The 26,301-nt window shown below is 59.9% G+C and carries 25 protein-coding genes; 15 read left to right on the plus strand and 10 right to left on the minus strand.

Features of this window, described 5'->3' with window-relative positions; genetic code table 11:
- The first annotated feature begins 4 nt into the window (after positions 1-4).
- From KDX39_RS00885 to KDX39_RS00895, 3 genes are all read left to right on the plus strand, one after another.
- Positions 5-688, plus strand: a complete 684-nt coding sequence (locus KDX39_RS00885; protein WP_029241147.1) for a protein glxC — start codon at positions 5-7, stop codon at positions 686-688.
- Between the two features lie 15 nt (positions 689-703).
- Positions 704-2,041, plus strand: a complete 1,338-nt coding sequence (locus KDX39_RS00890; protein WP_029241146.1) for an FMN-binding glutamate synthase family protein — start codon at positions 704-706, stop codon at positions 2,039-2,041.
- A 191-nt stretch (positions 2,042-2,232) separates the two neighbouring features.
- Positions 2,233-3,558, plus strand: coding sequence for an ammonium transporter (locus KDX39_RS00895; RefSeq protein WP_231658874.1), 1,326 nt, complete (start codon positions 2,233-2,235; stop codon positions 3,556-3,558).
- Between the two features lie 278 nt (positions 3,559-3,836).
- On the opposite strand, the gene KDX39_RS00900 is transcribed toward KDX39_RS00895, so the two are convergent.
- The 4 genes from KDX39_RS00900 to KDX39_RS00915 form a co-directional block, all read right to left on the minus strand.
- On the minus strand, positions 3,837-4,874 hold the full coding sequence (locus KDX39_RS00900; protein ID WP_231658875.1) for an LLM class flavin-dependent oxidoreductase: 1,038 nt from the start codon (positions 4,872-4,874) through the stop codon (positions 3,837-3,839).
- Positions 4,875-4,953: 79 nt separating this feature from the next.
- Positions 4,954-5,439 (minus strand): flavin reductase family protein, encoded by a 486-nt coding sequence (locus KDX39_RS00905; protein ID WP_231658876.1) that lies wholly within the window; start codon positions 5,437-5,439, stop codon positions 4,954-4,956.
- A 192-nt stretch (positions 5,440-5,631) separates the two neighbouring features.
- Positions 5,632-5,967, minus strand: a complete 336-nt coding sequence (locus tag KDX39_RS00910) for a hypothetical protein (protein WP_231658877.1) — start codon at positions 5,965-5,967, stop codon at positions 5,632-5,634.
- 156 nt (positions 5,968-6,123) lie between these two features.
- Positions 6,124-6,564 carry a YqaA family protein gene (locus KDX39_RS00915; protein WP_231658878.1) on the minus strand — a complete coding sequence of 147 codons (441 nt, stop codon included), beginning with the start codon at positions 6,562-6,564 and terminating at the stop codon, positions 6,124-6,126.
- 268 nt (positions 6,565-6,832) lie between these two features.
- Between KDX39_RS00915 and sfnG the strand changes: the two genes are divergently transcribed.
- Complete coding sequence (sfnG, locus tag KDX39_RS00920) at positions 6,833-7,939, plus strand: dimethylsulfone monooxygenase SfnG (protein ID WP_099226573.1); 1,107 nt, start codon at positions 6,833-6,835, stop codon at positions 7,937-7,939.
- 300 nt (positions 7,940-8,239) lie between these two features.
- Complete coding sequence (locus KDX39_RS00925; protein ID WP_231658879.1) at positions 8,240-9,832, plus strand: sensor domain-containing diguanylate cyclase; 1,593 nt, start codon at positions 8,240-8,242, stop codon at positions 9,830-9,832.
- Here KDX39_RS00925 and KDX39_RS00930 read toward each other — a convergent pair.
- Both KDX39_RS00930 and KDX39_RS00935 read right to left on the minus strand, forming a co-directional pair.
- Positions 9,808-12,951, minus strand: coding sequence for an efflux RND transporter permease subunit (locus KDX39_RS00930; RefSeq protein ID WP_231658880.1), 3,144 nt, complete (start codon positions 12,949-12,951; stop codon positions 9,808-9,810). The two genes, KDX39_RS00925 and KDX39_RS00930, sit on opposite strands and share 25 nt — an antisense overlap.
- Positions 12,952-12,984: 33 nt before the next feature.
- A complete protein-coding gene (locus KDX39_RS00935; protein WP_231658881.1) occupies positions 12,985-14,145 on the minus strand; it encodes an efflux RND transporter periplasmic adaptor subunit in 1,161 nt (386 codons plus the stop codon).
- 179 nt (positions 14,146-14,324) lie between these two features.
- Between KDX39_RS00935 and KDX39_RS00940 the strand changes: the two genes are divergently transcribed.
- The 9 genes from KDX39_RS00940 (at position 14,325) to KDX39_RS00980 (ending at position 21,907) form a co-directional block, all read left to right on the plus strand.
- Positions 14,325-14,879 carry a TetR/AcrR family transcriptional regulator gene (locus KDX39_RS00940; RefSeq protein ID WP_231658882.1) on the plus strand — a complete coding sequence of 185 codons (555 nt, stop codon included), beginning with the start codon at positions 14,325-14,327 and terminating at the stop codon, positions 14,877-14,879.
- Between the two features lie 163 nt (positions 14,880-15,042).
- Complete coding sequence (locus tag KDX39_RS00945) at positions 15,043-15,411, plus strand: DUF2946 domain-containing protein (protein ID WP_231658883.1); 369 nt, start codon at positions 15,043-15,045, stop codon at positions 15,409-15,411.
- A gap of 122 nt (positions 15,412-15,533) precedes the next feature.
- On the plus strand, positions 15,534-16,139 hold the full coding sequence (locus KDX39_RS00950) for an SCO family protein (protein ID WP_231658884.1): 606 nt from the start codon (positions 15,534-15,536) through the stop codon (positions 16,137-16,139).
- Positions 16,133-16,627 carry a copper chaperone PCu(A)C gene (locus tag KDX39_RS00955; RefSeq protein ID WP_231658885.1) on the plus strand — a complete coding sequence of 165 codons (495 nt, stop codon included), beginning with the start codon at positions 16,133-16,135 and terminating at the stop codon, positions 16,625-16,627. The genes KDX39_RS00950 and KDX39_RS00955 overlap by 7 nt, the downstream gene beginning before the upstream one ends.
- A gap of 90 nt (positions 16,628-16,717) precedes the next feature.
- Positions 16,718-16,900, plus strand: a complete 183-nt coding sequence (locus KDX39_RS00960; RefSeq protein ID WP_122412589.1) for a DUF2188 domain-containing protein — start codon at positions 16,718-16,720, stop codon at positions 16,898-16,900.
- Positions 16,901-17,210: 310 nt separating this feature from the next.
- Positions 17,211-18,014: an energy transducer TonB gene (locus KDX39_RS00965; RefSeq protein WP_231658886.1), complete on the plus strand. Its 804-nt coding sequence runs from the start codon at positions 17,211-17,213 to the stop codon at positions 18,012-18,014.
- A gap of 84 nt (positions 18,015-18,098) precedes the next feature.
- Positions 18,099-18,821, plus strand: coding sequence for a MotA/TolQ/ExbB proton channel family protein (locus tag KDX39_RS00970; RefSeq protein ID WP_231658887.1), 723 nt, complete (start codon positions 18,099-18,101; stop codon positions 18,819-18,821).
- A 1-nt stretch (position 18,822) separates the two neighbouring features.
- Entirely contained in the window at positions 18,823-19,224 is a 402-nt protein-coding gene (locus tag KDX39_RS00975; RefSeq protein ID WP_099226583.1) for an ExbD/TolR family protein, read from the plus strand.
- A gap of 280 nt (positions 19,225-19,504) precedes the next feature.
- Entirely contained in the window at positions 19,505-21,907 is a 2,403-nt protein-coding gene (locus KDX39_RS00980; RefSeq protein WP_231658888.1) for a TonB-dependent receptor plug domain-containing protein, read from the plus strand.
- A 68-nt stretch (positions 21,908-21,975) separates the two neighbouring features.
- Here KDX39_RS00980 and KDX39_RS00985 read toward each other — a convergent pair whose 3' ends face one another.
- The gene (locus tag KDX39_RS00985) at positions 21,976-23,277 is read right to left on the minus strand and encodes an Nramp family divalent metal transporter (protein ID WP_231658889.1); all 1,302 of its coding nucleotides are present in this window, start codon (positions 23,275-23,277) and stop codon (positions 21,976-21,978) included.
- 224 nt (positions 23,278-23,501) lie between these two features.
- Here KDX39_RS00985 and KDX39_RS00990 point away from each other — a divergent pair, with 224 nt between their 5' ends.
- A complete protein-coding gene (locus tag KDX39_RS00990) occupies positions 23,502-24,248 on the plus strand; it encodes a carbon-nitrogen hydrolase family protein (protein ID WP_371321818.1) in 747 nt (248 codons plus the stop codon).
- On the opposite strand, the gene KDX39_RS00995 is transcribed toward KDX39_RS00990, so the two are convergent.
- From KDX39_RS00995 to KDX39_RS01005, 3 genes are all read right to left on the minus strand, one after another.
- Complete coding sequence (locus tag KDX39_RS00995; protein ID WP_231659344.1) at positions 24,235-25,512, minus strand: MFS transporter; 1,278 nt, start codon at positions 25,510-25,512, stop codon at positions 24,235-24,237. The genes KDX39_RS00990 and KDX39_RS00995 overlap by 14 nt on opposite strands.
- 105 nt (positions 25,513-25,617) lie before the next feature.
- Entirely contained in the window at positions 25,618-25,800 is a 183-nt protein-coding gene (locus KDX39_RS01000) for a DUF1289 domain-containing protein (protein ID WP_099226588.1), read from the minus strand.
- Positions 25,801-25,802: 2 nt separating this feature from the next.
- The gene (locus tag KDX39_RS01005; RefSeq protein ID WP_231658891.1) at positions 25,803-26,174 is read right to left on the minus strand and encodes a hypothetical protein; all 372 of its coding nucleotides are present in this window, start codon (positions 26,172-26,174) and stop codon (positions 25,803-25,805) included.
- Positions 26,175-26,301 lie beyond the last annotated feature (127 nt).

The raw sequence follows: 26,301 nt of genomic DNA on the forward strand, positions 1-26,301 counted from the left end.
GCACATGAAAACCATCGATCTGTCCAACGCCACCGTGCGTGATCTCAATCAAGCCCTGCATGATCAGGTCAGGCAACTGGAAGACCGCGAATGGGTGGTCACTCACCCCGACGGTGCTCACAACCTGGCGGTGGGCGTCAACGAAGCCATCTCCATCGATATTCAGGGTCACGCGGGCTACTACTGCGCGGGCATGAACCAGAAAGCCTCGATCACCGTGCATGGCAATGTCGGCGTCGGCTGCGCAGAAAACATGATGTCCGGCGCGGTCCGGGTCAAAGGCAGTGCTTCCCAGGCTGCTGGCGCGACTGCTCACGGCGGGTTGCTGGTGATCGAAGGCGACGCCGGTGCCCGTTGTGGAATTTCCATGAAGGGCATCGACATTGTGGTCGGCGGCAGCATCGGCCACATGAGCTGCTTCATGGGCCAGGCGGGACGGCTTGTGGTTTGCGGCGACGCGGGCGACGCGTTGGGCGATTCGCTCTATGAGACCCGGATTTACGTCAAAGGCACGGTCGAGTCGCTGGGCTCGGACTGCATTGCCAAGGAGATGCGCGAAGAGCATCTGCAGGAATTGCAGGAGCTGCTCAACCGCGCAGGCTTCAACGAGAAGGCCGCGGATTTCAAACGCTACGGCTCGGCCCGTCAGTTGTACAACTTCAAAGTCGACAACGCCTCCGCGTACTGATCCAGGAGCAAGACCATGAGCGATTCCTCCACTCCAAAAGCCCCGGTTCTGCGCGAGTCTGCCACGTTTGATCGCCTGACCATCCAGGAAATCCAGCGCGCCGCCGAAACCGGCATCTACGACATTCGCGGCGGTGGCACCAAGCGCAAACTGCCGCACTTCGACGACCTGTTGCTGCTTGGGGCCAGCGTCTCCCGTTATCCGCTGGAAGGCTATCGCGAGAAATGCGGTACCGACGTGGTGCTCGGCAACCGTTTCGCCAAGAAGCCGCTGTACCTGAAAATCCCGGTGACCATTGCGGGCATGAGTTTCGGTGCGTTGTCGGCCAACGCCAAGGAAGCACTGGGCCGTGGCGCAACCATCGCAGGCACCAGCACCACGACGGGTGACGGCGGCATGACGCCTGAAGAGCGCGGCCAGTCGCAGCATCTGGTCTATCAATACCTGCCGTCCCGCTACGGTATGAACCCGGACGATCTGCGTAAGGCCGATGCCATCGAAATCGTGCTGGGGCAGGGCGCCAAGCCGGGCGGTGGCGGCATGCTGCTGGGCATGAAGGTCACAGAACGTGTTGCAGGCATGCGCACTTTGCCGGTGGGCGTCGACCAACGGTCGGCCTGCCGCCACCCCGACTGGACCGGCCCGGACGATCTGGCGATCAAGATTGCCGAGATTCGTGAAATCACCGATTGGGAAAAACCGATCTACGTGAAGATCGGCGCCAGTCGCCCCTACTACGACGTCAAGCTGGCCGTGAAGGCGGGTGCTGACGTGATCGTGCTGGACGGCATGCAGGGCGGTACGGCAGCCACTCAGGAGGTGTTCATCGAGCACGTCGGCATCCCGATTCTGCCCGCCATTCCGCAAGCGGTTCAGGCGTTGCAGGAGATGGGCATGCATCGCAAGGTGCAGTTGATCGTGTCCGGCGGCATTCGCAACGGCGCGGACGTGGCCAAGGCCATGGCGCTGGGTGCCGATGCCGTGGCGATTGGTACCGCCGCGCTGATCGCGCTGGGCGACAACCATCCGCGCCTGGACGAAGAGTTGAAGAAGATCGGTTCGGCGGCAGGTTTCTACGATGACTGGCAGAACGGTCGGGACCCGGCGGGCATCACCACGCAGGACCCGGAGCTGTCCAAACGGCTCGACCCGGTGGAAGGCGGTCGCCGCCTGGCCAACTACCTGCGCGTGCTGGTTCTGGAAGCACAGACCATGGCCCGCGCCTGCGGCAAGTCGCACCTGCATAACCTGGATCCTGAAGACCTGGTGGCGTTGACCGTTGAATCCGCAGCCATGGCCCGTGTGCCACTGGCGGGGACGTCGTGGATTCCTGGAGGTGGTAGCGGGTATTGATCTGCAGAGCACCGCTCGTGCCCATGCGCTGCGTGGGCACGCAGCCGTGACGCGCTGCGTTACATCTGTACATCGCCGCGTGAAGAGCGAGCGATGAGTCGTCCATAAGAGGCCGTAAAGGCCCGTTGCTTCAGATAAACCCCTTCGTTCGCTGCCCGACATTTTTCCATTCATTTGCGGGAGCTTTGAACATGGTCAATCGTCTATTCGGCAAATCCCTTCTGGCCGCACTGGCACTCGGCATTTTCGCCCCGCTGGTACAGGCCGCAGAAACCCCTGCGCTCAACACCGGCAGCACCGCCTGGATGATCACTGCGGCGGTGCTGGTGCTGTTCATGTGCCTTCCGGGGCTCGCGCTGTTCTACGGCGGGCTGGTGCGCGCCAAGAACATGCTGTCGCTGTTCACCCAGTGCTTCGGCATCGCGGGTGTGGTGGGCGTGCTCTGGGTGATCTATGGCTACAGCATGGTCGTCGACACCAGCAACATGGTCGAAGGGCAGGTGACCTTCAACAGTTTTGTCGGCGGGCTGAGCCGCGTATTTCTCGCGGGTATGACGCCCGACAGTCTGGTCGGCGATATTCCGGAAGGGGTGTTCGTAACCTTCCAGATGACCTTCGCCATCATCACCCCGGCGCTGATTGCCGGTGCCTTCGCCGAGCGCATGAAGTTTTCGGCCGCGCTGCTGTTCATGGCGCTGTGGTTCACCTTCGTTTATGCCCCGGTTGCGCACATGGTCTGGGGCGGGGCGGGCGCGTTGATGCACAACTGGGGCGTGCTGGATTTTGCCGGTGGCACCGCCGTGCACATCAACGCAGGCGTCGCGGCACTGGCGGCCTGTCTGGTGCTGGGCAAGCGCAAGGGCTATCAGAACACGCCGATGCCCGCCCATAACCTGAGCCTGACCATGGCCGGTGCAGCCATGCTTTGGGTCGGCTGGTTCGGTTTCAATATCGGTTCGGGCGGTGGTCTGAGCGGCACGTCCGGGATCGTCATGCTCAACACCCAAGTGGGTGCCTGCGCCGGGATTCTCGGCTGGATGTTCACCGAGTGGTTCAAGGTCGGCAAACCCAGCGCATTGGGGCTGGCCAGCGGTGCATTGGCCGGTCTTGTAGGCATCACGCCTGCGTGTGCCTATGTCGGCGTCGGGGGCGCATTGGCAATCGGCGTGCTGTGCGGGGTGTTCTGCTACCTGAGCGTGACGGTGTTGAAGAAACGCCTGGGTTACGACGACAGCCTCGACGTATTCGGCCTGCACGGCATCGGCGGCATGATCGGTGCTGTGCTGACCGGTGTGTTCTGCGTGCCGTCAATGGGAGGTCTGGTGCCGGACGTGACCATGGGCGCGCAGGTCGTTGCGCAGATCAAGGGCGTGCTGTTCACCACGGTTTATTGCTTTGTGGTGAGCTGGGTGATTCTCAAGGTGGTCAAGGTGCTTATCGGACTGCGAGCCCATGAGACCGTCGAAGAGCTGGGGCTGGACCTTTCCGAGCATAACGAGCGCGCCTATAACCATTGAGGTCGGATGCGTTTTTTGTGGAAGGCCCCACCACTTCTTCGCCTTGGCGCCGTCGCGCAGCAAGCACCGGCCTGTGGGCAGCTGCTTGCCGGCGATCTGTCGGGAACCGGCAACAGACCTCCACAAGGGGTTGTACCGGACGCATTCAAGGGCTGCCGCGCAGCCCATCGCTGCCGTCGTAACGTCCGAGGGCTCCCGCGCCCTCCGGACAGAAGCAGATGCAGTGCTTCTTCGACAGTCCGGTGTCTGCTGCGAGACAGCGTTGTGCCAGCGAGACTTTACTGAAATGCAGGCACCACGTGCTGGATGAACAGCGCCAGCGACTTTTTCTTTTCGGTGTGCGGCAGGCTGTTGTCGCACCAGAAGCTGAACTCGTCGACACCCAGTTCCTGATAGTACTTGATGCGTGGAATGATCTCTTCCGGCGTGCCGATCATTGCCGTCCTGTGCAGGCTGTCGAGGCTGAACTCCGGGCGCTCGGCGAACTTCTCTTCAGGACTCGGCGCGAGAAAACCATTGACCGGCGTCTGCTTGTTGCCGAACCAGGCGTCGAACGTGCGATAGAACTTCGAGATCGCCCTGGCGCCGACCTTCCAGCCTTCCGGATCATCCGTCGCATGGACGTGGGTGTGGCGCAGCACCATCAGTTGCGGACGCGGCACGCCGGGGTTGTTGGCCAGCGCGGCTTCGAATTTGTTCTTCAGGTCGACGACTTCCTCGTCGCCCTTCATCAACGGCGTAACCATCACGTTGCAGCCGTTCGCCACCGCAAAATTGTGTGAGTCCGGATCGCGCGCGGCAATCCACATCGGCGGCGTATTGATGGGCTTGGGCACACAGGTCGAGGTAGGGAATTTCCAGAGGTCGCCGTCGTGGGCGTAGTCGCCTTGCCACAGTGCACGCACCACCGGAACCATCTCGCGCATTGCTTTGCCGCCTTCGGACGCGGGCATGCCTCCTGCCATGCGGTCGAACTCGACCTGGTACGCGCCACGCGCGAGGCCGACTTCCATGCGCCCGTTACTGATGACATCCAGCAACGCGCATTCACCCGCGACCCGCAGCGGGTGCCAGAACGGCGCGATGATGGTGCCTGCGCCAAGATGAATGGTCTCGGTTCTGGCCGCCAGATACGCCAGCAATGGCATGGGGCTCGGGGAAATGGTGTACTCCATCGCATGGTGTTCGCCGATCCAGACCGTGCTGAAACCGCCTTTTTCGGCCATCAGCGTCAGTTCGGTCAGGTCTTCGAAGAGCTGGCGGTGGCTGACGGATTCGTCCCAGCGTTCCATGTGCACGAACAGCGAAAATTTCATGACACTTACCTCGATCAGAGCGGGGGCGCCTGCTTGGCCGGCACCCGTATTATCAAATGGGTGGGAAGAGTGAAATCACTCAGGCCAGAGCAGGCAAGGTGCTCATCTTGCCCCGGCAATACACCATCGGGTCGACAGGCTGCTGCGGCTGAATCAGGTTCTTGATTTCGCCGACCATGATGGCGTGATCGCCACCTTCGTACTCGCGCCACAGTTCGCACTCGATGATCGCCGTGGCGTTGTTCAGCAGCGGGTTACCCAGGTCGCTCAACGTCCACTCGATGCCTTCGGCTTTCAGCTTGCCTTTGCGGGCGAATGCATAGGCTTCTTCCTGCTGGCCGCCGGAAAGCAGATGGATGGCGAAACGTCTGCTTTTGATCAGCGTGGCGTAGGAGTCGGAGCTGTAATTGGGGCAGAACAGGACCAGCGGCGGGTCCATCGACAAGGAACTGAATGCGCTGGCGGTCAGGCCGACGACTTCGCCTTCGTCATTGAGTGTGGTGATGACGGTGACACCCGACGGAAAGGAGCCCATGACGTTCTTGTAGTCAATTGCGTCGATCATTTGCTACCTCTGCACGGTGTGCCGACAGGATTATATTTTTGTCTGTCTGATGGTATACCGTAATACTTTAGGTGCAAGTGTTTTTTGACGATCGCGCGCGCAGGCAGTCGCGCAACGCTTGTAGAAAGCGCTGCGGTGCTTGATCGGTAAGAGGGAGTGGTTGTTTTGGGAAAAGGGCAGTGCAGGCAGCGCTTAACTGCAGGCTTCGGCCTGAATGTATTGAGCGGTGGAGTCGCGAATCACCGGTCCCATGCCGCTGACTGCATGAGCGCTTTCCATGATTTCAAGCGTCTCACCCGTGCCGACCAGATTGACCGTGTGATTGTCGCAGTTATAGACGCGCTTGGAATAGATCACGCCAAGCAGGCTTTCGCGCTTGGTCACCACGACGCGATGCTTCATTGTGCCGGTCTTGACCACGAGTGCATGCTGCGCGGCAGGGTCAATGGGGACCGAAATGGGTTTTGCTTCAGCATGTGCCGAAACGGCGGGGATCATGAGGGCCAGAAACAGTGCATGAAATTTCATCGGTGCTCCTGCGGATGAATAGAACTTCATTGGATCCAAAAGTACGCCGAGTCAGACGTGCTGGATAGCCAGTGGCCATGCCTTCCGTCGGGTTTGGATTCTGTCGCCGACGAGTGGCTTGTTTCCGTACCGTCTGTGGTTTTGAAAAGACAGGACTCAGCCGATTGCGTGCGTCACCAGCGCCGCCACCATCAGGTAACGCGCGCCTTTGGCTACGGTGACGATCAGCACGAAGCGCCACAGCGGCTCGCGCAGAACGCCCGCGATCACGGTCAGCGGATCGCCGATGAGCGGGACCCAGCTCAGCAGCAACGACCAATAGCCGTACGTGAGATAGAAGCGCTGGGCTTTTTCCAGTTGCGCTTCGCTGGCTGGAAACCAGCGCTTGTGGCGCAGTCGGATGATGGAACGGCCCAGCAGCCAGTTCAGAATTGAGCCCAGCACATTGCCTGTCGTGGCCACCCAGAGCAGCACTGTGGCCGGGTAGGCCTGGCTGAGCAGCATACCGCCCAGCACGGTTTCCGACTGCATGGGCAGTAGCGTCGCCGCACCCAGTGCTGCCATGAACAGACCGAAATAGCTTGAGAGTTCGAACATCAAAGGCAGCCTTGTGCGTGCGAATCGTCGCAAATGACGCGGGCGCATTGTGTGGCAGGTCAAGTCCTGCGACAAGGCGGCCTACTGTTGCCTGGGCAACACCGGTCCAACACCTTGCAAAGCTGCCGACAGCCGGGGTTTTCAATCAGGCTTTCCAACCTTTTGATCTCATTGAATATCTTGCGGTGGCACGGTTGCTGCTCTGTTGCTTGCCATCAAGCCCGCTCGATTCTTGTGGCCGGGACCCTGAAGCCAGAGGAGTAACGATATGAGTCAGACCCCTATCAAATTTGCATACTGGGTGCCAAACGTCAGCGGCGGCCTTGTGGTGAGCAGGATTGAGCAACGCACCAGCTGGACCATCGATTACAACCGGAAGCTGGCGCAGATCGCCGAGAAGTCCGGTTTTGAATATGCCCTGACCCAGATTCGTTTCACCGCCGGTTACGGTGCCGAATATCAGCATGAGTCGGTCGCGTTCAGCCATGCGCTGCTGGCTGCCACGGAAAAACTCAAGGTCATCGCCGCGATTCTGCCGGGGCCCTGGACGCCTTCCGTGGCGGCCAAGCAATTGGCGACCATAGACCAGCTCACGGCCGGGCGGGTGGCGGTCAACATTGTCAGCGGCTGGTTCAAGGGCGAGTTCACCGCCATCGGCGAGCCCTGGCTTGAGCACGATGAGCGCTATCGCCGTTCGGAAGAGTTCATCCGGGCGCTCAAGGGCATCTGGACCACCGACAATTTCACCTTCAAGGGCGATTTCTACCGCTTCCACGACTACACCCTCAAGCCCAAGCCTATCCAGCGCCCGCACCCGGAAATCTTTCAGGGCGGCAGTTCCCGAGCGGCAAGGGACATGGCGGCCCGCGTGTCAGACTGGTATTTCACCAATGGCAACACCGTGGAAGGCATCAAGGCTCAGGTCGACGATATTCGGGCCAAGGCAGCTGCCAACGGGCATTCCGTGAAAATCGGTGTCAACGCGTTCATCATCGCTCGCGACACCGAAGAAGAGGCGCGTGCCGTGCTGGCGGAAATCGTCGACAAGGCAGACCCGGAAGCGGTCAATGCCTTCGGTGATGCAGCGAAGCAGGCGGGCAAGGCGAGTCCCGAGGGTGAAGGCAACTGGGCGAAGTCCACCTTCCAGGATCTGGTGCAGTACAACGATGGGTTCAAGACCAACCTGATCGGCACGCCGAAGCAAATCGCCGAGCGCATCGTACAGCTCAAGGCGGTGGGTGTGGATCTGGTGCTGTCCGCGTTCCTGCACTTTCAGGAAGAGGTCGCCTATTTCGGTGAGCACGTCCTGCCGCTGGTACGAGCGCTGGAAGCCGAATCCGTTCGCGCCCCTGTGCAGACTGCCGCCATCGCCTGATCTCGACATCTCTGCATCTCTGCGAACCTATGCGTAACAATCCCGCCTTATCGCCGTGAGCCGCAGGGCTCACGGCCCTTCAAAAATAAATCCTCGGCAGTGATCCAATCTGCGGTCCTGCGCGTAAGTTGAGCCCTGTTTGATCTGCGATTCCAGGTGACTCAATCGTCAGAACCGACAGCGGGTGCTGAAGCTCACGCCCATTGATGCCGATAAGTGACTATTGGCGTGTCCGGACACTGATACTCAGATTTCGTGCGGGTCGGTTGCGCGAGCTCTCATTTGCCGCGGAGGCAGGTTTTGAAACGCGATCTCAGACTCGCCTCATGGCTGATCTGTACAACCTGTGTCTGTGTTGTATTGCTCATGGCCTGGCAGACCTGGACAGCACGCCAGAAGACCCTCGAAAACATCGAGACCAACAGCGCAAACCTGGCCAGCGCGCTGAGTACCTATACCGACGGTATTTTCAAGCAGAGCGAGGTCATGCTCCTCGGTCTGACCGAACGTGTTGAAAAAGACGGTGTAGGGCCTGAGCAGATCGAGCGCCTGCGCCGGATAATCGCTCGGCAGATGGGGGCCTTGCCCCAGATCAGCAGTGTTTCGCTGTACAACGCCGAAGGGATCTGCACCTTTTCCACCAACGGCAATGCCGTTGGTATCAACAGCACGAATCGCGAGTTCTACAGGCACCATGCTGAAAACGCCGGACGTGCGTCTTTCATCGGGCCTACCATCCGCAGCCGCGCCAACGGCCAGTGGGTCATCTCGGTAAGTCGGCGGATCAATCGCCCGGACGGCGGTTTCGCGGGGCTGATCGTGGTGACCATTGGTATCGACCACCTGCTGAAGTTCTATTCCAACATTCAGGTGGGGGAGTCCGGCATCATCAGCCTGACAACATCGAAAGGGCAACTGCACGTCAGGTTTCCCTATCGGGAGGGCGACATCGGTCGTGATCTGTCCTCAACGCCTATTTTCAGCCTCTTTGCTGACAAGAGGTCCGGCTCGGTCGATTTCGTCTCACGGCTCGACGGCGTTCCGCGCTTTTATGCGTTCCAGCGCAGCGATGTTTACCCGCTGGTGACGGTGGTTGCATTGGGCCAACAGGAAGCCATGCATGCCTGGCTGGTGCAGGCCAAACAGTCGCTGCTGTTGGTTCTGGTGCTGCTGGTACTGGTGGTCGGCCTCGGGGTGCGTCTGATCGCGCATATTCACCGCCGCATCCGGGTCGAGGAGCAACTGCGGGTATCCCAGGCCGCCCTGATCGAACTTAACCAGAATCTTGAACTGATTGCCTCCGAGGACAAACTGACCGGACTGGCCAATCGTCGTCGTTTCGATCAGTTCATCGATGTCGAATTCAAGCGTGCCCGCCGCGAGCGCGGTCTGCTGTCACTGATCCTGATCGACGCCGACCATTTCAAACGCTACAACGACCATTTCGGCCATCTGGCCGGGGATGAATGCCTGGTCGCCATTAGCCGATTGGTCGAGCAGTGCATTCGCCGACCCGGTGACATCGCCGCGCGTTATGGCGGTGAGGAAATTGCTGTGGTGTTACCCGGTACTGATGAGGCCAACGCCTGTAAGGTGGCCGAAGCGATCCTGCGCAAGCTGCAGGAACAGCGTATCGAACACCCGGAAAGCCCGTTTGAAATCGTCACCGTCAGCCTGGGCGTGGCGACGTTTGTCGGTACTGATCGGCACATGGATCCGCGCGGGCTTATCCAGATGGCCGACCGGGCGCTGTATGCCGCCAAATCCCAGGGTCGCAACCGGGTTTGCGTGGCGTCCGGGATCGTCACCGATACGGTTCCCGCCTGGACCCAGGGCCATCACCCTGCGGATGATGGCGCGCTTGTGCCTCAGTCGCCCGATGCCTTGTCCTGAGCGCTGTCGACGGTCTGTTGATGAGGCTTGCGGCGCAGCACCGACAGCACCCATACGAAGAAGATCGGCACCAGCACCACGCCCAGCAGGGTCGCACTGAGCATGCCGCCGATCACCCCGGTGCCGATGGCCCGTTGACTTGCAGCGCCTGCGCCGGTGGCCAGGGTCAGCGGCACGACGCCCAGAATGAATGCCAATGAGGTCATGACAATCGGCCGGAAGCGCAGGCGTGCGGCTTCCATCGCAGCGTCACGCAAGGAGTGGCCCTGTTCCCACAGTTCCTTGGCGAACTCGACAATCAGAATGGCGTTCTTCGCCGCCAGACCGATGATGGTGATCAGGCCGACCTTGAAATACACATCGTTCGGCAGGCCCACAGCCGTCACTGCCAGCACTGCACCCAGCGCACCTACGGGCACAATCAGCATCACCACCAGCGGAATCGCCCAACTCTCGTACAGCGCGACCAGCAACAGAAACACCACCAGCAGCGCCAGGGCGAACAGCCCGGTCGCCTGACCGCTGGCGATCTTCTCCTGATAGGACAAGCCGGTCCATTCATAACCAATGCCTGGCGGCAACTGCGAGACGAGGCGCTCGATTTCAGCCATTGCCTCGCCGGTGCTGACGCCCGGCGGTGCATCGCCCGAGATCCTGAAGGCCGGGTAGCCGTTGTAACGGGCGATCTGTACCGGACCTTCCTCCCAGCGCGTCGAAACAAATGCACCAAGAGGAACCAGTGTGCCGCTGTTGTTGGGCACATACAGCTGAAGCACGCTTTCAGGCGTCATTCGGGCGCCTTGCTCGGCCTGCACTACCACACGTTGCTGACGACCGGCGTTGGCGAAATCGCTGATCACCGAGGAGCCGAATGCAGTCGCCAGCGCGCTGCTGATCGACTCGAAACTGACCCCCATTGTCCGGGCTTTCTCACGGTCAATGTTCAGGCGCAATTGCGGTGCTTCTGCGAGGCCTTCCATCATGGCGTAAAGAATTTTCGGATTGCCATTGGCCTTGCTCAGCAGTTCGTTGCGTGCCGCCAGTAGCGCTTCACGGCCCAACCCGGCGCGATCTTGCAGACGCAGGGCGAAACCGCCTGATGTGCCGAGCCCTTCAATGGGCGGTGGTGTGACCGCCATGACCGTGCCGTCGCTGAGGCCGGCAAAGTGCTGATTGAACGCCGCTGCTTCGTCACCGGCCGATTGCCCGTCGCCGCGTTCCGACCAGTCCTTCAGGGTAGGGAAGGCCAGACCCGCGTTTTCGCCCATGCCGGAGAAACTGAAGCCCAGCAGCATGGTGACGGCGTCTGTCGTTTCCCTGGACAGCATGTAATCTTCCAATAGTTTCGCAGTTGCATCGGTGCGCAAACGCGTCGCGCCGGGCGGCAATTGCACGTCGATGATCAGGTAGCCCTGGTCTTCGACCGGCACGAAGGATTCGGGCAGACGCAGGTAAAAGAAACCCAGCAGCCCGACGATGCCGACGTACAGCAGCATGTAACGGCCTGCACGTTTGATCAGGCTGGAATTGACCCGCTCGTAACGGTCGGTGAGTGTGCCGAACAGACGGTTGAAGCCGCCGAAAAAGCCGCGCTTCTCGGTATGGCCCTTGGGGATCGGCTTGAGCAGCGTGGCGCACAGGGCTGGCGTGAAGGTCAGGGCCAGAAAACCCGAAAACAGAATCGACACAGCCAGCGACAGTGAGAACTGCTGGTAGATGACCCCGACCGAGCCGCCCATGAACGCCAGTGGCAGGAACACCGCTGCCAGCACCAACGTGATGCCCAGAATCGCACCGGACACCTGTCCCATGGCCTTGACGGTTGCGGCGGGCGGGGACAGGCCTTCCTCGGCCATGATCCGCTCGACGTTTTCGACGACCACAATGGCGTCGTCCACCAGAATGCCGATGGCCAGCACCATGCCGAACATGGTCATCATGTTCACCGAGAAGCCCAGCAGGTACATGATCGCCAGCGTACCGGCCAGACACACTGGCACCACGATGGTCGGAATCAGTGTGTAGCGGATGTTCTGCAAAAACAGGAACATCACCAGGAACACCAGCACCATGGCTTCGATCAGGGTGTAGATCACCTTGTCGATGGCCACGTCCACGAAGCGTGAGGTGTCGTAAGGGATCGAGTACTCGACGCCTTCCGGAAAGTTGACCGATAGCTCGTCGAGACGCTGCTTGACGGCCTTCACCGTCTGGATGGCGTTGGCGCCGGGCGACAGTTGAATGGCTCCGGCGACGGCGCGTTTGCCGTTCAGTCTTGATTCAAAGTTGTAATCCTGACTGCCCACTTCCAGCCGGGCGACGTCTGCCAGGTGAACAGTGGAACCGTCCTGATTGGCGCGCAGCACGATGCGCCCGAACTCGTCAGGGTTATCCAGCGTGCCTTTCACCGCCAGGGTCGCGGTCAGCTCCTGCAGGGATGAGCCCGGAGTGCTGCCGAAACTGCCGGCAGGCACCTGAACGTTCTGGGCGCGAATCGCGGCGTTGACGTCGTCAATCGACAGACCGAAGCCCACCAGTTTCTGCGGGTCTATCCACACGCGCATGGCTGCTTCGGCAGCGAAGAATTGCAGTCGGCCGACACCGTTTACTCGACTGATCTCATTGTTGACGTTGCGCGCCGCATAATCGGCCAGTGCCACCGTGTCCTTGTTGGCGGTATCACCGGTGTAGCTGAGGGCAAAGATCATCAGGAACCCGGAACTGGCCTGCTCGACCTGCAGACCCTGACTGAGCACCGGCTGCGGCAGACGGGCTTCGGCTTTCTTGATCCGGTTCTGGACTTCGACCTGAGCCATGTCCGGGTTGGTGCCCGGATTGAAGGTCACGTTGATTTCGGCCGAGCCGGTGGAGTTGCTGGTCGACTCGTAATACAGCATGCCCTTGGCGCCGTTGAGCTCGTCCTCAATCACGCTGGTGACCGAATCGACCAGCACCTTCGCCGACGCACCGGGGTAGGTGGCTGTGATGGTGATCTGCGGCGGCGCGACCACGGGGTATTGCGCTACAGGCAAGGCGGGCAGGGCCATCAGCCCCGCCAGCAGGATGAACAGGGCGAGCACCCAGGCAAAATTGGGTCGCCGGATAAAGAACAGGGACATGGAAGGTGATCCTCGATCGCGCTGAAGGCGGCTTTACTGAGCCTTGGCCTGCTGTTGGGCGGGTTGCGATTTGGGGACGACCTTGTCACCCGGGTTGATGCCGGTCATGTTGCCGACAATCACATGCTCATCGGCCTTCAGGCCTTCGGTGATCTGCCAGCGCGAGTCCTGCATCGCACCTGTCTTTACAGGACGGGCCTCGACTGCGCCGTCCTGACCGATCACCAGTACACGTGCAGTGCCGTCGCCGGAACGCTGAACTGCGCGCTGCGGCACGAGAATGGCGTGCTCATTGATGCTTTGTGGCGTGCGCACACGTACATACATACCGGGAAGAAGGACGCCTTGAGGGTTGGCGAAACGGGCCCGCAACAGCACTTGCCCGGTGGTGCGATCCACTTCGACGTCGGTAAACAGCAGCGTGCCGGTGCTGGTGTAATCGGTACCGTCAATGCTCAGCGACAGCGCACCTTCTCCTCCCTTGGGCAGGCGACCTTCCTGGATCGCAGCGCGCATGTGCAGTGCATCGGCTACGGGCTGGGTGAAATCGACGAACACGGGTTCCAGTTGCTGGATGGTCGCCATCAGCGTGGTTTCCGCCTGGCCGACCAGTGCGCCTTCGGTGACCAGCGCCCGGCCGATGCGTCCCGAAATCGGTGCCCTGACCGTCGCAAAACCCAGGTTCAACTGTGCTGTTTCCACGTCAGCCTGAGCCGATCGTCTGGCGGCGACAGCGTTCTGCAGTGTGGCGCGGGCGGTATCGAAGGTCTGGCGGCTGACAGCCTCGATCTCCACCAGCGACTCATAACGTTTGACCGTGGCACGGGCTTCGAACAGCGTGGCTTCGGTTCTGGCCAGATCACCTTGCGCCTTGGACAGGGCGGCCTTGAACGGAGCCGGGTCGATCTGGAACAGCACGGCGCCAGCCTTTACATCGGCCCCTTCTTCGAAGTTGCGGGTCAGCACAATACCCGCAACGCGGGCACGTACCTGAGCGACGCGGACTGGCTCGACGCGGCCGGGCAGCTCGTTGATGAGCGTAAGCGATTCGGTTTTCACCGCCACCGACTCGACCTGTCGGGGAGCCCCTGCAGCACTCTGGTCCTGTTGGGGCTTCTGCTCGCAACCGGCGAGAAGCGCCGCAGACAGCAGCGTAACCATCGACAACGTACGCCAGTCGCGCAATGTACTCATATCTCACCCGGGCATGGCCCATCAGACGCTAAAGTCGCGAATGATCTACGCTAGTAGTCATATGAGTCAATATTGACTCACGTGATACTTTCGTGACCAAATGTTAATGGCTTTTGTGAAAACAGGCTGGCTTCTGCACAATGCGCCGCATTCCACCCGAAGAGGTAAAAAAGCACCCAATGGACTTTACCGCTGCTGATGAAAAGCTTTTGAAGGCTCTTGCCGTTGCGCTGGTTGACCATCCCGCCGGCACCTTCAAGGACATCGCCCAGGCTGCCGGTGTGAGCAAGGCCACGCTCAACCGGTTCTGTGGCACCCGCGCCAATCTGATTGAAATGCTGCTCAATCATGCATCTGACCTGATGAATCAGATGATCGCCGAGGCTGACCTCGCGCACGCGCCTCCTGTCGAAGCCCTGCAACGTCTGGTCGATAACCACCTCATTCATCGTGAAATGCTGGTATTTCTGGTCTTTCAATGGCGCCCGGACACCATGGACGAAAGCTGCGGCGGCCGTCGCTGGTTGCCGTATTCCGACGCGCTGGATTCATTCTTTCTGCGTGGCCAGCGGGAAGGGCTTTTCAGGATCGACATGAGCGCTGCGGTGCTCACGGAAACCTTCGCGTCGTTACTGTTCGGTCTGGTCGATGCCGAACGGCGCGGGCGAGTGGCGCGGGCCGGGATAGGGGCGATGTTGACTCAATTGTTCATGCAGGGTGTCCATGTTGGTTGACTGATCATGCCGGTGGCTCTGAGGTCGGACAGCGGAACGGCTACCTGTGCCGTTTTGTCGCACCCGCAGCGCAGCCCGCAGCAGCGCGGCTCGGCCATCAGCACGTTTTTTGTAACAGCATTCGCGGTGTTCGCCAGCACCCTTGAGTGTTAAATTCGCCGCCATGAATTTCGTCCGAACCCACCGCTCGCTTATTGCCTGGATGCTGTACGGCTTCGTCCTGTTCAATGGCGTTGCGTGCGGTTTCGGCCATGGGCAGATGCTGTCGGCCATTTCGTCGGTTTCAGCGGACGATATCTGCGGTAATGTCGGCGCTGCTTCGCCTTCGATGGACAAGGGCAGCCATGCCCTTGTCATGCAACTGGCCGCGTTCGATTGCGCCTTTGCAGGCAAGCTGACCGTTGCGCTGCTGTTCTTCATCGGCCTGGGCTGGCTGGCGCGCACGCTGAATGTCAGGCGGCGCCTGCCTCAAGGCCTGTTACATGAAGTCCCTCGCCATTCGTCTCCCGGATGCCTGCCGCAGGCACCTTGAGCCTGCGTGCCTATGCTCATCGTTTGTGGCAAGGCATCAACGCTGTTGAGCCTGCCGGTTTACGGGAACGACAGCTGGATTCATACCAGTGGTCGCGCCTTTTCCTTCAAGGGACGTAATACATGACGCAGAATTTCACCCGCCGCGAGGTCGTCTCCGGCCTCTCGCTGCTCAGCCTCGGCCTGCTGGCCGGTTGCGGCAATTCCAATGCCTTGCCGTTCAAATATGGCAAGGACATGAGCAATGAAATCGTCGGTCGCAACTTCCGGCTCAAGGACCCGAAGGGCGAGGTCAAGACGCTGTCGAGCTTCCGCGGCCTGATGCCTATGGTCTTCTTCGGTTTCACCCAGTGTCCGGCCATCTGCCCGACAGCGCTTGCCCGCGCCGCTCAGATCAGAAAGCTGATGGGCGAGGACGGCAAGACCTTTCAAGTGGTGTTCATCACGCTGGATCCGGAGCGCGATACGCCGGAAGTCATCGATGCCTACGTAAAAGCGTTCGATCCAACCTTCGTCGCCCTGTCCGGAACACTTGAAGAAACCGCTGCTACCGCTAAGGAGTTCGGTGTGTTCTTCGAAAAGGTCCCGCTTGGCGATACCTACACGATCTCTCACACCGCCACCAGCTACGTCTATGACACGCGTGGCGTCCTGCGTCTGGGCCTGTCGCACAAGTTATCTGCTCAACAATGCGCCGAAGACCTGCTCACTTTGATGGAAGTATGTTGATGAATACGCTGATTCGTAATGCCGTTAAACCCATGCTGTTGGCCGTTTCGTTGCTGGGCCTTAGCGCTCAGGCGTTTGCCGAGACCCGGATCGACGATGCCTGGGTGCGCGCCACCGTGCCGGGCCAGTCTGCAACCGGTGCGTTCATGCAGATCACAGCAAGCGAGGACAGCAAGCTGGTCGACGTCGCTTCGCCTGTTGCCAAGACCGTTCAGATCCATCAGATGAGCATGAAAAACGATGTGATGAACATGGGTCAGGTGGCATCCGTGGACCTGCCTGCCGGCAAGACGGTTGCGCTTGATGCCGACGGCTATCACGTGATGTTCATGGGGCTGCTGGCGCAGGTCAAAGAGGGTGATCAGGTTCCGTTGATCCTGACCGTGGAAAACACCAAAGGTGTGAAGGAGTCCATCAAGGTGACAGCCGTGGCCAGGTCGTTGACGACTAATGGACACAGCGGTCATGGCGATCACAGCGGTCATTGAGTCTGTCGGCCGAGCGGCCTGCACAGGCAGGTCGCTCTGGAGTAAGGTAGGCGGGGCATCACGATATTTCTCTTGCTACTGGAGGTGAATATGAGTGTTCCCATGCTTTCCAAGACCCAGATCAACGGCTATCAATTGATCAGCGTCAATCGCGGTCCATGGACCGTCTGTACACCGAAAGACCGCCTTGCCTCATTCAACACGCGACAGGAAGCCATGGCCTACGCGGCTTCCCTGCCGGTTCGTGACTGGGGCAAGTCGCGTCCGGCTTGATGCGGAGAGACTTCGGTCTGCACGCTTCGCAGAGAACGCACATTGCGGGAGGCGGCTTGCCGGCGATGCGTTTTTTCAGACACCCTTTCAATAGCTTGCCGGATGCCATCGCCGGCAAGCCGCCTCCTGCCGACCTTATGTCGATTCCCCTCAACAATTTTATATCTCTTAAAAGAATAACCAGCGAACCAAATATTCTTTTCAGGAACAAGCATCTTTAAGCCATGATTGCCTTGCCACATCAACTTTGGAAAGGTGACTGATACCAACAGAACCTGGATTTTTATCAAAAAATGCAGGGAGTGTATCAATGGGCAATGTCCAGACCGCCGCCAGCGCACTTGATGTGCCACGGCACCAGACGCCGAGTGGCGACTTGGTCGATCTGGGGCGTCCTTTTCGTGGGCCCTTGTCTTCGTCGCGACTGCACAGCACCCCCACACCTGTTCTCGGACGTCGTGAAGCCATCCTGCTGGGCGTGTTTGCGCTCGTGTTGCATGGCGCGGTGATCTATTGGCTGAGCCAGAAACCGGCCCCGGTGTTGCCGGTGGTGCCACCGGAAATTCCGCCGATGACCATCGAATTTTCAAGACCCGCGCCGCCCGTGGAAGCACCGCCGCCACCTGAGCCTGTTGTACAGCCGGTGATAGAACCGCCGCCTCCGTTCGAGGATGAGCTGGCCGTGAAGCCGCCGCCACCCAAACCGCTGCCCAAACCAAAGCCGGCACCGCCCAAACCGGTCGCGAAACCTGTTGAGCCGAGGCCTGCGCCAACTGTGCCCGCACCGCCAGTCGCGGCACCTGCACCTCCCGCGCCGCCCGCGCCAAAGCCCGTTACCCCGGCTTCGGCCAGCGCCGGGTATCTACGCAATCCGGCACCGGAATATCCCTCGCTGGCCATGCGGCGCGGCTGGGAAGGCACAGTGATGCTGCGCATACACGTGCTGGCCAGCGGCAAACCCGGCGAGATTCAGATTCAGAAAAGCAGCGGTCGCGAGTCGCTTGACGATGCCGCACTGGCCGCTGTGAAGCGCTGGAGTTTCGTGCCCGCCAAGCAGGGCGATGTTGCCCAGGATGGCTGGGTCAGCGTGCCCATCGACTTCAAGATCAACTAAACCCACGTATTCGACTGACCTTGCGGGCTACCTGACAAAAGGCGCATCGCGACACCCCACGCCTTGTTCAGAGAGAGCTGTGCCATGAATCTACTTGCTTCGCCGTTTGAATCCATCGAACACGCCGTCATCTGGCTACTGGTGATCTTTTCGGTCGCCACGTGGGGCCTGGCCCTGCTCAAGGGTGTGCAGTTCTCGCGCCTCAAGGCTCAGGATCGCAAGTTTCACAAGCAGTTCTGGGCCGCTTCAAGCCTGGATGCCGCAGCCCGGCTGGCCCACGAAAAGCCGGGTGCTGCCGCCCGCGTTGCACTGGCCGGTTACGCGGCCATTCAGGTCAGCGAAGATTCGCAACCTCATGACCTGAGCCAGTCCATCAATCATCAGGATCGACTTGAGCGTTCGCTGCGTCAGCAGATCGTGCGCGAGCGTCGGTCGCTGGAAAGCGGCCTGGCGATTGTCGCCAGTATCGGCAGCACTTCGCCCTTCATCGGTCTGTTCGGTACGGTCTGGGGCATCATGTCGGCGCTCAAGGGCATCAGCGCCGCGGGCTCTGCAAGTCTTGAAACTGTGGCGGGTCCCATCGGTGCTGCGCTGGTGGCGACAGGTGTTGGTATCGCGGTCGCCGTACCTGCGGTACTTGTTTACAACTACTACCTGCGCCGCCTGAAGCTCACGGTTGCCGATCTTGACGACTTTGCCCACGACTTCTACAGCCTGGCGCAGAAGAGTGCCTTCCGGGTGCTGCTGCATCCTGTACTCAAGTCAGGTGCAAACAGTGCCGGGCAAAAAGTGAAGGAGGCATCTTGATATGGCCTTTTCCACCCAGGACAGCGATGAAGTGCTGAGCGAGATCAACGTCACGCCGCTGGTGGATGTGATGTTGGTGTTGCTGGTGGTGTTCATCGTCACCGCGCCGCTTTTGACCAACTCGATTCCGATCAACCTGCCCAAGACCGAATCCGTAGCACCAGTGGAGCAGAAAGACCCGCTGGTGGTGAGCATTGACGGGCAGGGCAAACTGTTCATCAACAAGGATGAAATCCAGCCGGACCTTCTGGAAACCAACCTCAAGGCTGCCAAGGATAAGGCACCGGACGTGCGCGTGCAGTTGCAGGCCGATGACGGCGTGAACTATGGCGAAGTGGCACGCGCCATGGCGTCCATCGAGCGCGCCGGGATTACCAAGCTGTCGGTGATCACCGCCAGATAGGCGTCGTCAGCGCTCAGACCCAGTCACCTTTCGGGGCCGCATTCCAAGGCAGATGCGGCCTCTTTTTTATGTGTCATCGGGGCGTTTTCGGCTTGACGAAAAGGCAGTGGCTTATGCGTTATTGGTATTTAAAACCTATCCTTTAGTTGCGTTAAGCTATAAAGCATCGGTCCACCGGAACATCAAATAAAACCGTCATGATCGCCACCGTCCACCGCACGGATCGCTCGTTGTCACCAGAACACGATGTTCTGGATCAGGGAATTCAAGGGGCTGCGGTATGGGGAGTTTCAAACGAAAAGTGCTGGCTACGGCGATTTTCTCGGCAAATCTGCTGGGCGCTGCAGGTGTCAGCACAGCCGCGACAGCTGAAGAGGTTGTTGAGGACAATGCACAGGCGCAAACCTCGACCCTGGGCACCGTCATTGTCACCGGCACGCGCGCACAGGAACGTACTGCCAGCGGATCACTGTCGCCCATCGATGTGATTTCCGGCGACAGCCTGCGCAGTTCCGGCTCCAGCGAGCTGGGCACGGTGCTGGCACGCCTGATTCCATCCATCAACTTTCCGCGGCCCAGCCTGGTGGACGGTGCCGAACTGGCCCGACCGGCTCAATTGCGCGGGCTGTCGCCGGATCAGGTGCTGGTGCTGGTCAACGGCAAGCGCCGCCATACCTCGGCCTTTGTCAATCTGGGGGGCGCGGTAGGGCGAGGCTCCGCTCCTGCGGATCTGAACGCCATTCCACTGTCTGCCATCGACCATATCGAAGTGCTGCGTGATGGTGCTTCGGCCCGTTATGGCTCGGATGCTATCGCCGGGGTGATCAACATCATCCTCAAGAACGCCGATCATGGCGGCTCGGTCTCGACGCGTTACGGTCAGTACAAGAAAGGCGACGGCATTCAGCGCCAGGTTGCAGGCAATACAGGATTTGCGCTGGGCAGTAATGGCTTTTTCAATCTCTCAGGCGAGGGCGCCAATAACGACTACACCAACCGCGCAGGTGATGACCTGCGCGCCTCCAGTATTGGCTCCACGACCTATGGACAGCGGGTGTTTCGGCAGGGTGAGCCGGAAACCGAAGAGGGCAAAGTCCAGTTCAACACCGAATACAGTTTCAGTGACGCGTTGGAGTTCTACAGCTTCGGTGGCTACAGCAAGCGGCGGGGCGAGACCGCCGCGTTTTATCGACCCAGCAACGCGTCGAACAACAACCCGGCCATTTTTCCCAATGGTTACCTGCCGCTGATTCACGGCACACTGGAAGACACTTCGCTGGTCGCGGGTTTGCGCGGCGAACTGGCTGATGACTGGCATTACGACCTGTCGGCCAACTACGGCAAGAACAGCTATGAAATTCGCACCAGGACCATCAATACCTCGCTCGGTCTGGCCACGCCGCGCTCGTTCGACAACGGCACGCTGACCAATGATCAGAAGCAGCTGAGCCTGGACCTGTCGCGGGAATTCAACGCAGCCTGGCTGCCGTATCCGGTGTCGGTAGCGTTCGGTGCCGAATACCTGCATCAGGGTTATCAGATTGAGGCAGGGCAGGCCGAATCATACTTCCAGACCGGCAGTTCGGGGCTGGGTGGGTTCCGTGCGGCCGATGCAGGCAGTTCCTCACGCCACAACTTCGCGCAGTACCTGGATGTGGAAACCAACCTGACCGAGAAGCTCGGCGTGTCGGCGGCGGTGCGTCACGAGGATTACAGCGACTTCGGCTCCAACATCAGCGGCTCGGTGTCGGCGCGCTATGATTTCACCCCTCAGGTCGCCTTGCGTGGCAGTGTGTCCACCGGTTTCCGTGCGCCGTCGCTGGCGCAACAGAACTTCACCTTTACCTCATCGCAGTTGATCGGCAACACCATTCAGGAAGCCGGGACGTTCCCGGCAGGCAGCAACGTGGCGCAGTTGCTTGGCGCTGAGGACTTGAAGGCCGAAAAGTCCCGCAACTACAGTCTGGGACTGGTGCTGGAGCCTCTGGACAACCTGACCGTTACAGCCGATGTGTATCGCATCGACATTCGCGACCGGATCTCGCTGTCGTCCAATCTGGTGCTCAACAACACCGCGATCAACTATCTGCGCAGCAATGGCGTGGGCGACATCAATTACACCAGTGCCCGCTATTTCACCAACGCTACTGACACCAGCACCGACGGCGTCGATCTGGTGGCCAACTACCGTTATCAGTTCGATAACGGTGTGCGCTGGAACAGCACTGTGGGCTACAACTACAACCACACCAAAGTCACCGATGTAAAAGCCAACCCGGCGATACTCGATCAACTGGGCGTGAATCTGGTGCGAGTGGACCGCCGCGAACGCATCGGTCTGTTGGGCGATACCACGCCGCAGCACAAGCTGAGCCTGGGCAACGACCTCACGTTCGGGCGTTGGGCACTGCACTCCAATCTGGTTCGCTACGGGGAATTCACCAGCTATCAGGCCGACAAGGTCAACGATCAGACCTTCAGCGCAGCCTGGCTTCTGGACCTCGCCGTTGATTACACGTACAGGAATTGGGTGTTCACCCTGGGAGGGGACAACGTGACAGACAAGTACCCGGAAAAGCTCAACGACTTCGCGTCCAGCGGCGGCAATCTGGCGTACAGCACCTATTCGCCTTACGGCTACAGCGGGGCGTTCTATTACGGGAAGGTGACGTACAACTGGTAACGGAGGGCGCACGGCACGGATTCAGGCGCAGTGATTTGGATGGCTCACTGCGCCTGATCACGGTCAGATTACGCCAGCAGATCTGCTCCCAGCTGGAACGCGACCCACAGCGCCAGACCTGTGGCGAAGGTCAGCGCAATGTTTTCGAACAGGTTGTTGCGGTATTCCTTGGTCAGCAGGGATTTCTGGTTGGACATGATCAGCAGGCCTAGCGAGATAATTGGCAGGCCGACGATGTTCAGCGCGTTGACGCCCAGCGTCAGGGTCACGAAATCCGGCATGCCTGGCAACGACCAGATCAGTGGTGTCACCAGAATGAACAGCATGAACCACTTGTGCATCGGGTCACGGTGAAACTCTTTGCCGTAGCGTGCACGGCGTTGCGGACGGATGTGCTGAAATGCGTCGGTGATGAGCATCGGGAACGCTGTGGTCTTGCCGGAAATACTGGCGAACAGCGTGGCGAACACGCCGACGAAGAAGATGTACCAGCCCAGCGGACCGAAGAACAATTCCAGCGCCTTGCCCAGATCGCCCAGCGTGTTCACCTGAATGCCGTTTGGACGCAGAATCTCGACGCCTACCACCCAGATCGCCAGATTGATGACGATACCGACGATGACCGCGAACAGCAGGTCGTTGCGCTGAATGCGTTTGTGTTGCGGACCGACCCAGCCTTTTTCACGCATCACGTAAGGATGAACGAAGTTGGCGATGGAACCGGCCACTGCTCCGATGACCGACACCGCGACCAGCAGCGCACCATGCACGCCTTCATCGGGCGGGATACTGAAACCGATGGTGCCCTTGATGATGCCGGTCACATCTGGCCCTGACATGATCGCCAGAGTCAGAAAGGCCAGCGTCATGATCGCCAGCAGGACTTTCATCACGCCTTCTATCATCGTGTAAATGTTGCGTCCGACCAGCAACCACACGGCAATCACCACCGCGACCGAACAGAGCAGCGGCTGGTTGATGTGCAGCAACATGGCGAGCGCTTCGCCAGCGCCCTTGATCATGTAGGCGTTGATCAGATGGCCCATCAGCAGTGCGTACGCCAGCATGAACCAGGCGAAGAACGGATGCAGTTGCGCGTAGCCCTGCAGGATGGTCATGCCCTGGTTATTACAGAGCTGGAAGCGGGCAATGATGTTGACGATCAGAAACCTGAGCAGCAGCGAAACCGCCAGCACCCACATCATCGCGTAACCGTAACTCGCACCGGCAACCGAAGACGTGATCAGGTCGCCCGCGCCGAGCCAGGACAGCACGGCGATGATGCCGGGTCCCAATAGCTTGGCGAGCTTTTTCAAACGGGGCTCTGCGACGGGCGTAACCTTTTTTTCAATCGAGGGGCTGCCGGGCATGTGTCGAATCTCCATTGTTATTGTAGTGAGATGAAAGACAGTCGCAGATAAGATAAGACGTCGTACAACGTGCGCGGAGGATTGAAATGTAACTTCATATGAATGCAGATTGCTCCTGCGTTCTTTGTGGTAACGCCTCTTAGAGCGCTCCGCGTCCGGTCTGGAGTTCGTGCACAATGCCCCGGACGGATCGCTGACCTGCCGAACAATTCATGGAGACTGCCATGCCCCCGATACTTGCCGCCGCGCAATTCCATTCCGAGCGGGGCCAGATTGCGCACAATCTCGATGGCCACCTGACCTTCATGCGCCGTGCCGCAGAACAAGGTGCCGATTACCTGCTGTTCCCCGAGCTGTCCCTGACCGGCTACGAGCCGGACATTGCTCATGAACTGGCCTGCGACCCTCATAGCAGTCGTTTCGAGCTCATCCGCTCATTGGCGATGCAGTTGAATCTGGCTACCACCGTCGGCATCCCCTTGAAAGGGCCGAACGACACCGTCCACATTGGCGCGCTGACCTTCACCGCAGAAGGCAAGGTCATCGCTTACGCCAAGCAATACCTGCACCCCGGCGAGGACGCGGTGTTCAGTGCCGGATCAACAGACGGTTTCCTGCCACTGGGGCAGCAGTTGATCGGTCTGTGCGTGTGCGCCGACTTCAGTCATCCCGAACACGTACACCGCATGGCTGCGGGGAAGGCCTGGGTGTATGCGGCCAGCGTGCTGATCTCACCTGGCGGCTACGAAAAGGACGCAGCGCTGCTGCAAGGCCATGCCCGACGCCACGGTTTACCTGTCCTGATGGCCAACCACGGCGGACCTACCGGCGGTTGGGAATCGGCCGGGCGCAGCGGTCTGTGGGACGAAGAGGGCCGTTGGAAAGGCGGTCTGGAAGGGGCAGGAAATGGACTGGTAATCGCGACCTGCCAGCCGCACGGCTGGCAGGTGCAGACGGTCAGGCTGGCGTGACGGTCATTGTGTCAGGGTCGGAATCGGTCGGGCCCTTTCCATCGGAGTTCCGCTCGGACTGGGTAAGGGTTTCCGGCACGGCGAACCACAACAGACAGAGCGCCGCCGCAGCCACCCCTGCCAGGGTCAGGAACGCGGCACTGTAACCCGCCGAATGCACCACGAAACCTGCCAGGCTGTTGCTCAGCGCAGCTCCGAGACCGAACATCGTCGACAGCGCCCCCAGGCTGACGTTAAAGCGTCCGGTTCCCTGGGTCAGGTCCTTGACCATCAACGGGAACAACGCGCCGAACAGACCGGCACCGATGCCGTCGAGCATCTGCACCGCGACCAGCCAGTAGGGATCGTCCGACAACGTGTAGAGCACGCCACGAATCGGCAGGATCAGAAAACCTGCCAGTAACAAGGGTTTGCGGCCCCACACGTCCGCTTTCACACCCACCAGCAACGCCGCTGGAACCATGACCAGTTGCGCGGCAACGATGCAGGCCGAGGTCAGCGGCGTGGCCATCTGCATGTTGATCTGCGAAAGCTTCTGGCTCACCAGCGGCAGCATCGCGGCGTTTGCCAGGTGGAAGAGGGCGCAGCAGATGCCGAACAACAGCAGCGGCTTGTTGCTCAGCAGGGCCTTCAGGCCCGACGGCGCACCGTCATGGATTTTATGACTGGCATCGAAACCTCGCGCCACATCATGGTCGATCGCGTCGGCGGAAACGAAGCTGACAGCAATGATGCTGGCCAGCGCCATGGCGGCCATGAGATAGAACACGGCAACCGGACCGAACAGGTAAGCGAACCCTCCGGCCAGCAGCGCTGCGCACGCATTACCTGCGTGGTTGAAGGTTTCATTGCGCCCGGTGCGTCGGGTGAAGGCGCGCGGTCCGGTAATACCCAGCGAAATGGCGGCGATGGCCGGGGCGAAGACCGATGCGGCGACGCTGCTCAGTGCCTGAGTCAGCGCCACCAGCGTGAAAGAGGAGGTGAACGGCAGCACCAGGCAACTCAGGGTGACGAGTAACGCAGCGGCGGCAATGATGGCGCGTTTGTAGGTCGTGCGGTCGATCAGGGCACCCGCGGGTGTTTGGGTCACCAGCCCGGCAATGCCCGCGATGGTCATGACCACGCCGATGCTGGCCGGGTCCCATTTGTGTACTGCCAACAGGTAAATGGCGAGGTAGGGCCCCAGTCCGTCGCGAACATCGGCGAGGAAAAAGTTCAGGCTATCCAGAGACAGGGTATTGCGGCGATCTGCATGACTGGCCAAGGCGAGCATTCTCGTAATTCGTCAGACTCCAACCCACCGAGCCACGAGAAATACAGACCTGAGCCGTTTTAAAGAAGTTTCAGCATGTTTCATGAATAAGCGGTGTCAGACAGTCTTTTTCTGCAGGCTCTTCATGCGCTGAGCAGCGCGTTGCACAGCGGCCATTTTTTCCGGACGTTTCATGCGCTTCCATTTGCGAATGTCTTCCTTGGTACGGCCACAACTCACGCACAGATCACCGCTGAGCTGGCACACGGAAATGCAGGGGTTTTCGATGTCCTTGGCCATGGTCAACCTCGTCTGGCGTATTGACGTGAAAGCCGCAGCTCCCAATTGCCGCCGTTCTCGCGCAGGCACTGCTCTTCGCTGTCGAAATGCACGTGTCCGGGCAACGTCGTCAGCGTGATCGCGGATTCTTCCAGCGCCTGGGCAGTCAACTCGATCATGCGTTGACCCAGCCCCTGGCTCAATGCTTGATCCTTTGCCGCCACGGTATCGAACGCCCAGATCACCTGAAGACTTTCCGGGAAGTTCGCGTAGTCGACTTCGTGGGTCAGCCAGCAGAAGCCCGCGATCTCCGATTTAGCCGTTTCGCAGGCCCGTGTCAGCGCTGCAATCAAGCGTCGTTCGGTCCGTGCCTGTTCGCGTTTGCTCGACGGCATGCCTGAATCCCTCGAAAAATGAGATGAATGAAGGCGCAGCACAATACCTGATTGTGGTTTCAAGCCCCAGCCTGTTCATTGTCGAATGCACATCGCACTTGAGCGACCTTGACGCTGTCCTACTGCC

It is taken from the genome of Pseudomonas sp. CDFA 610, assembly GCF_021147865.1.
Taxonomy (GTDB): Bacteria; Pseudomonadota; Gammaproteobacteria; order Pseudomonadales; family Pseudomonadaceae; genus Aquipseudomonas; species Aquipseudomonas alliivorans.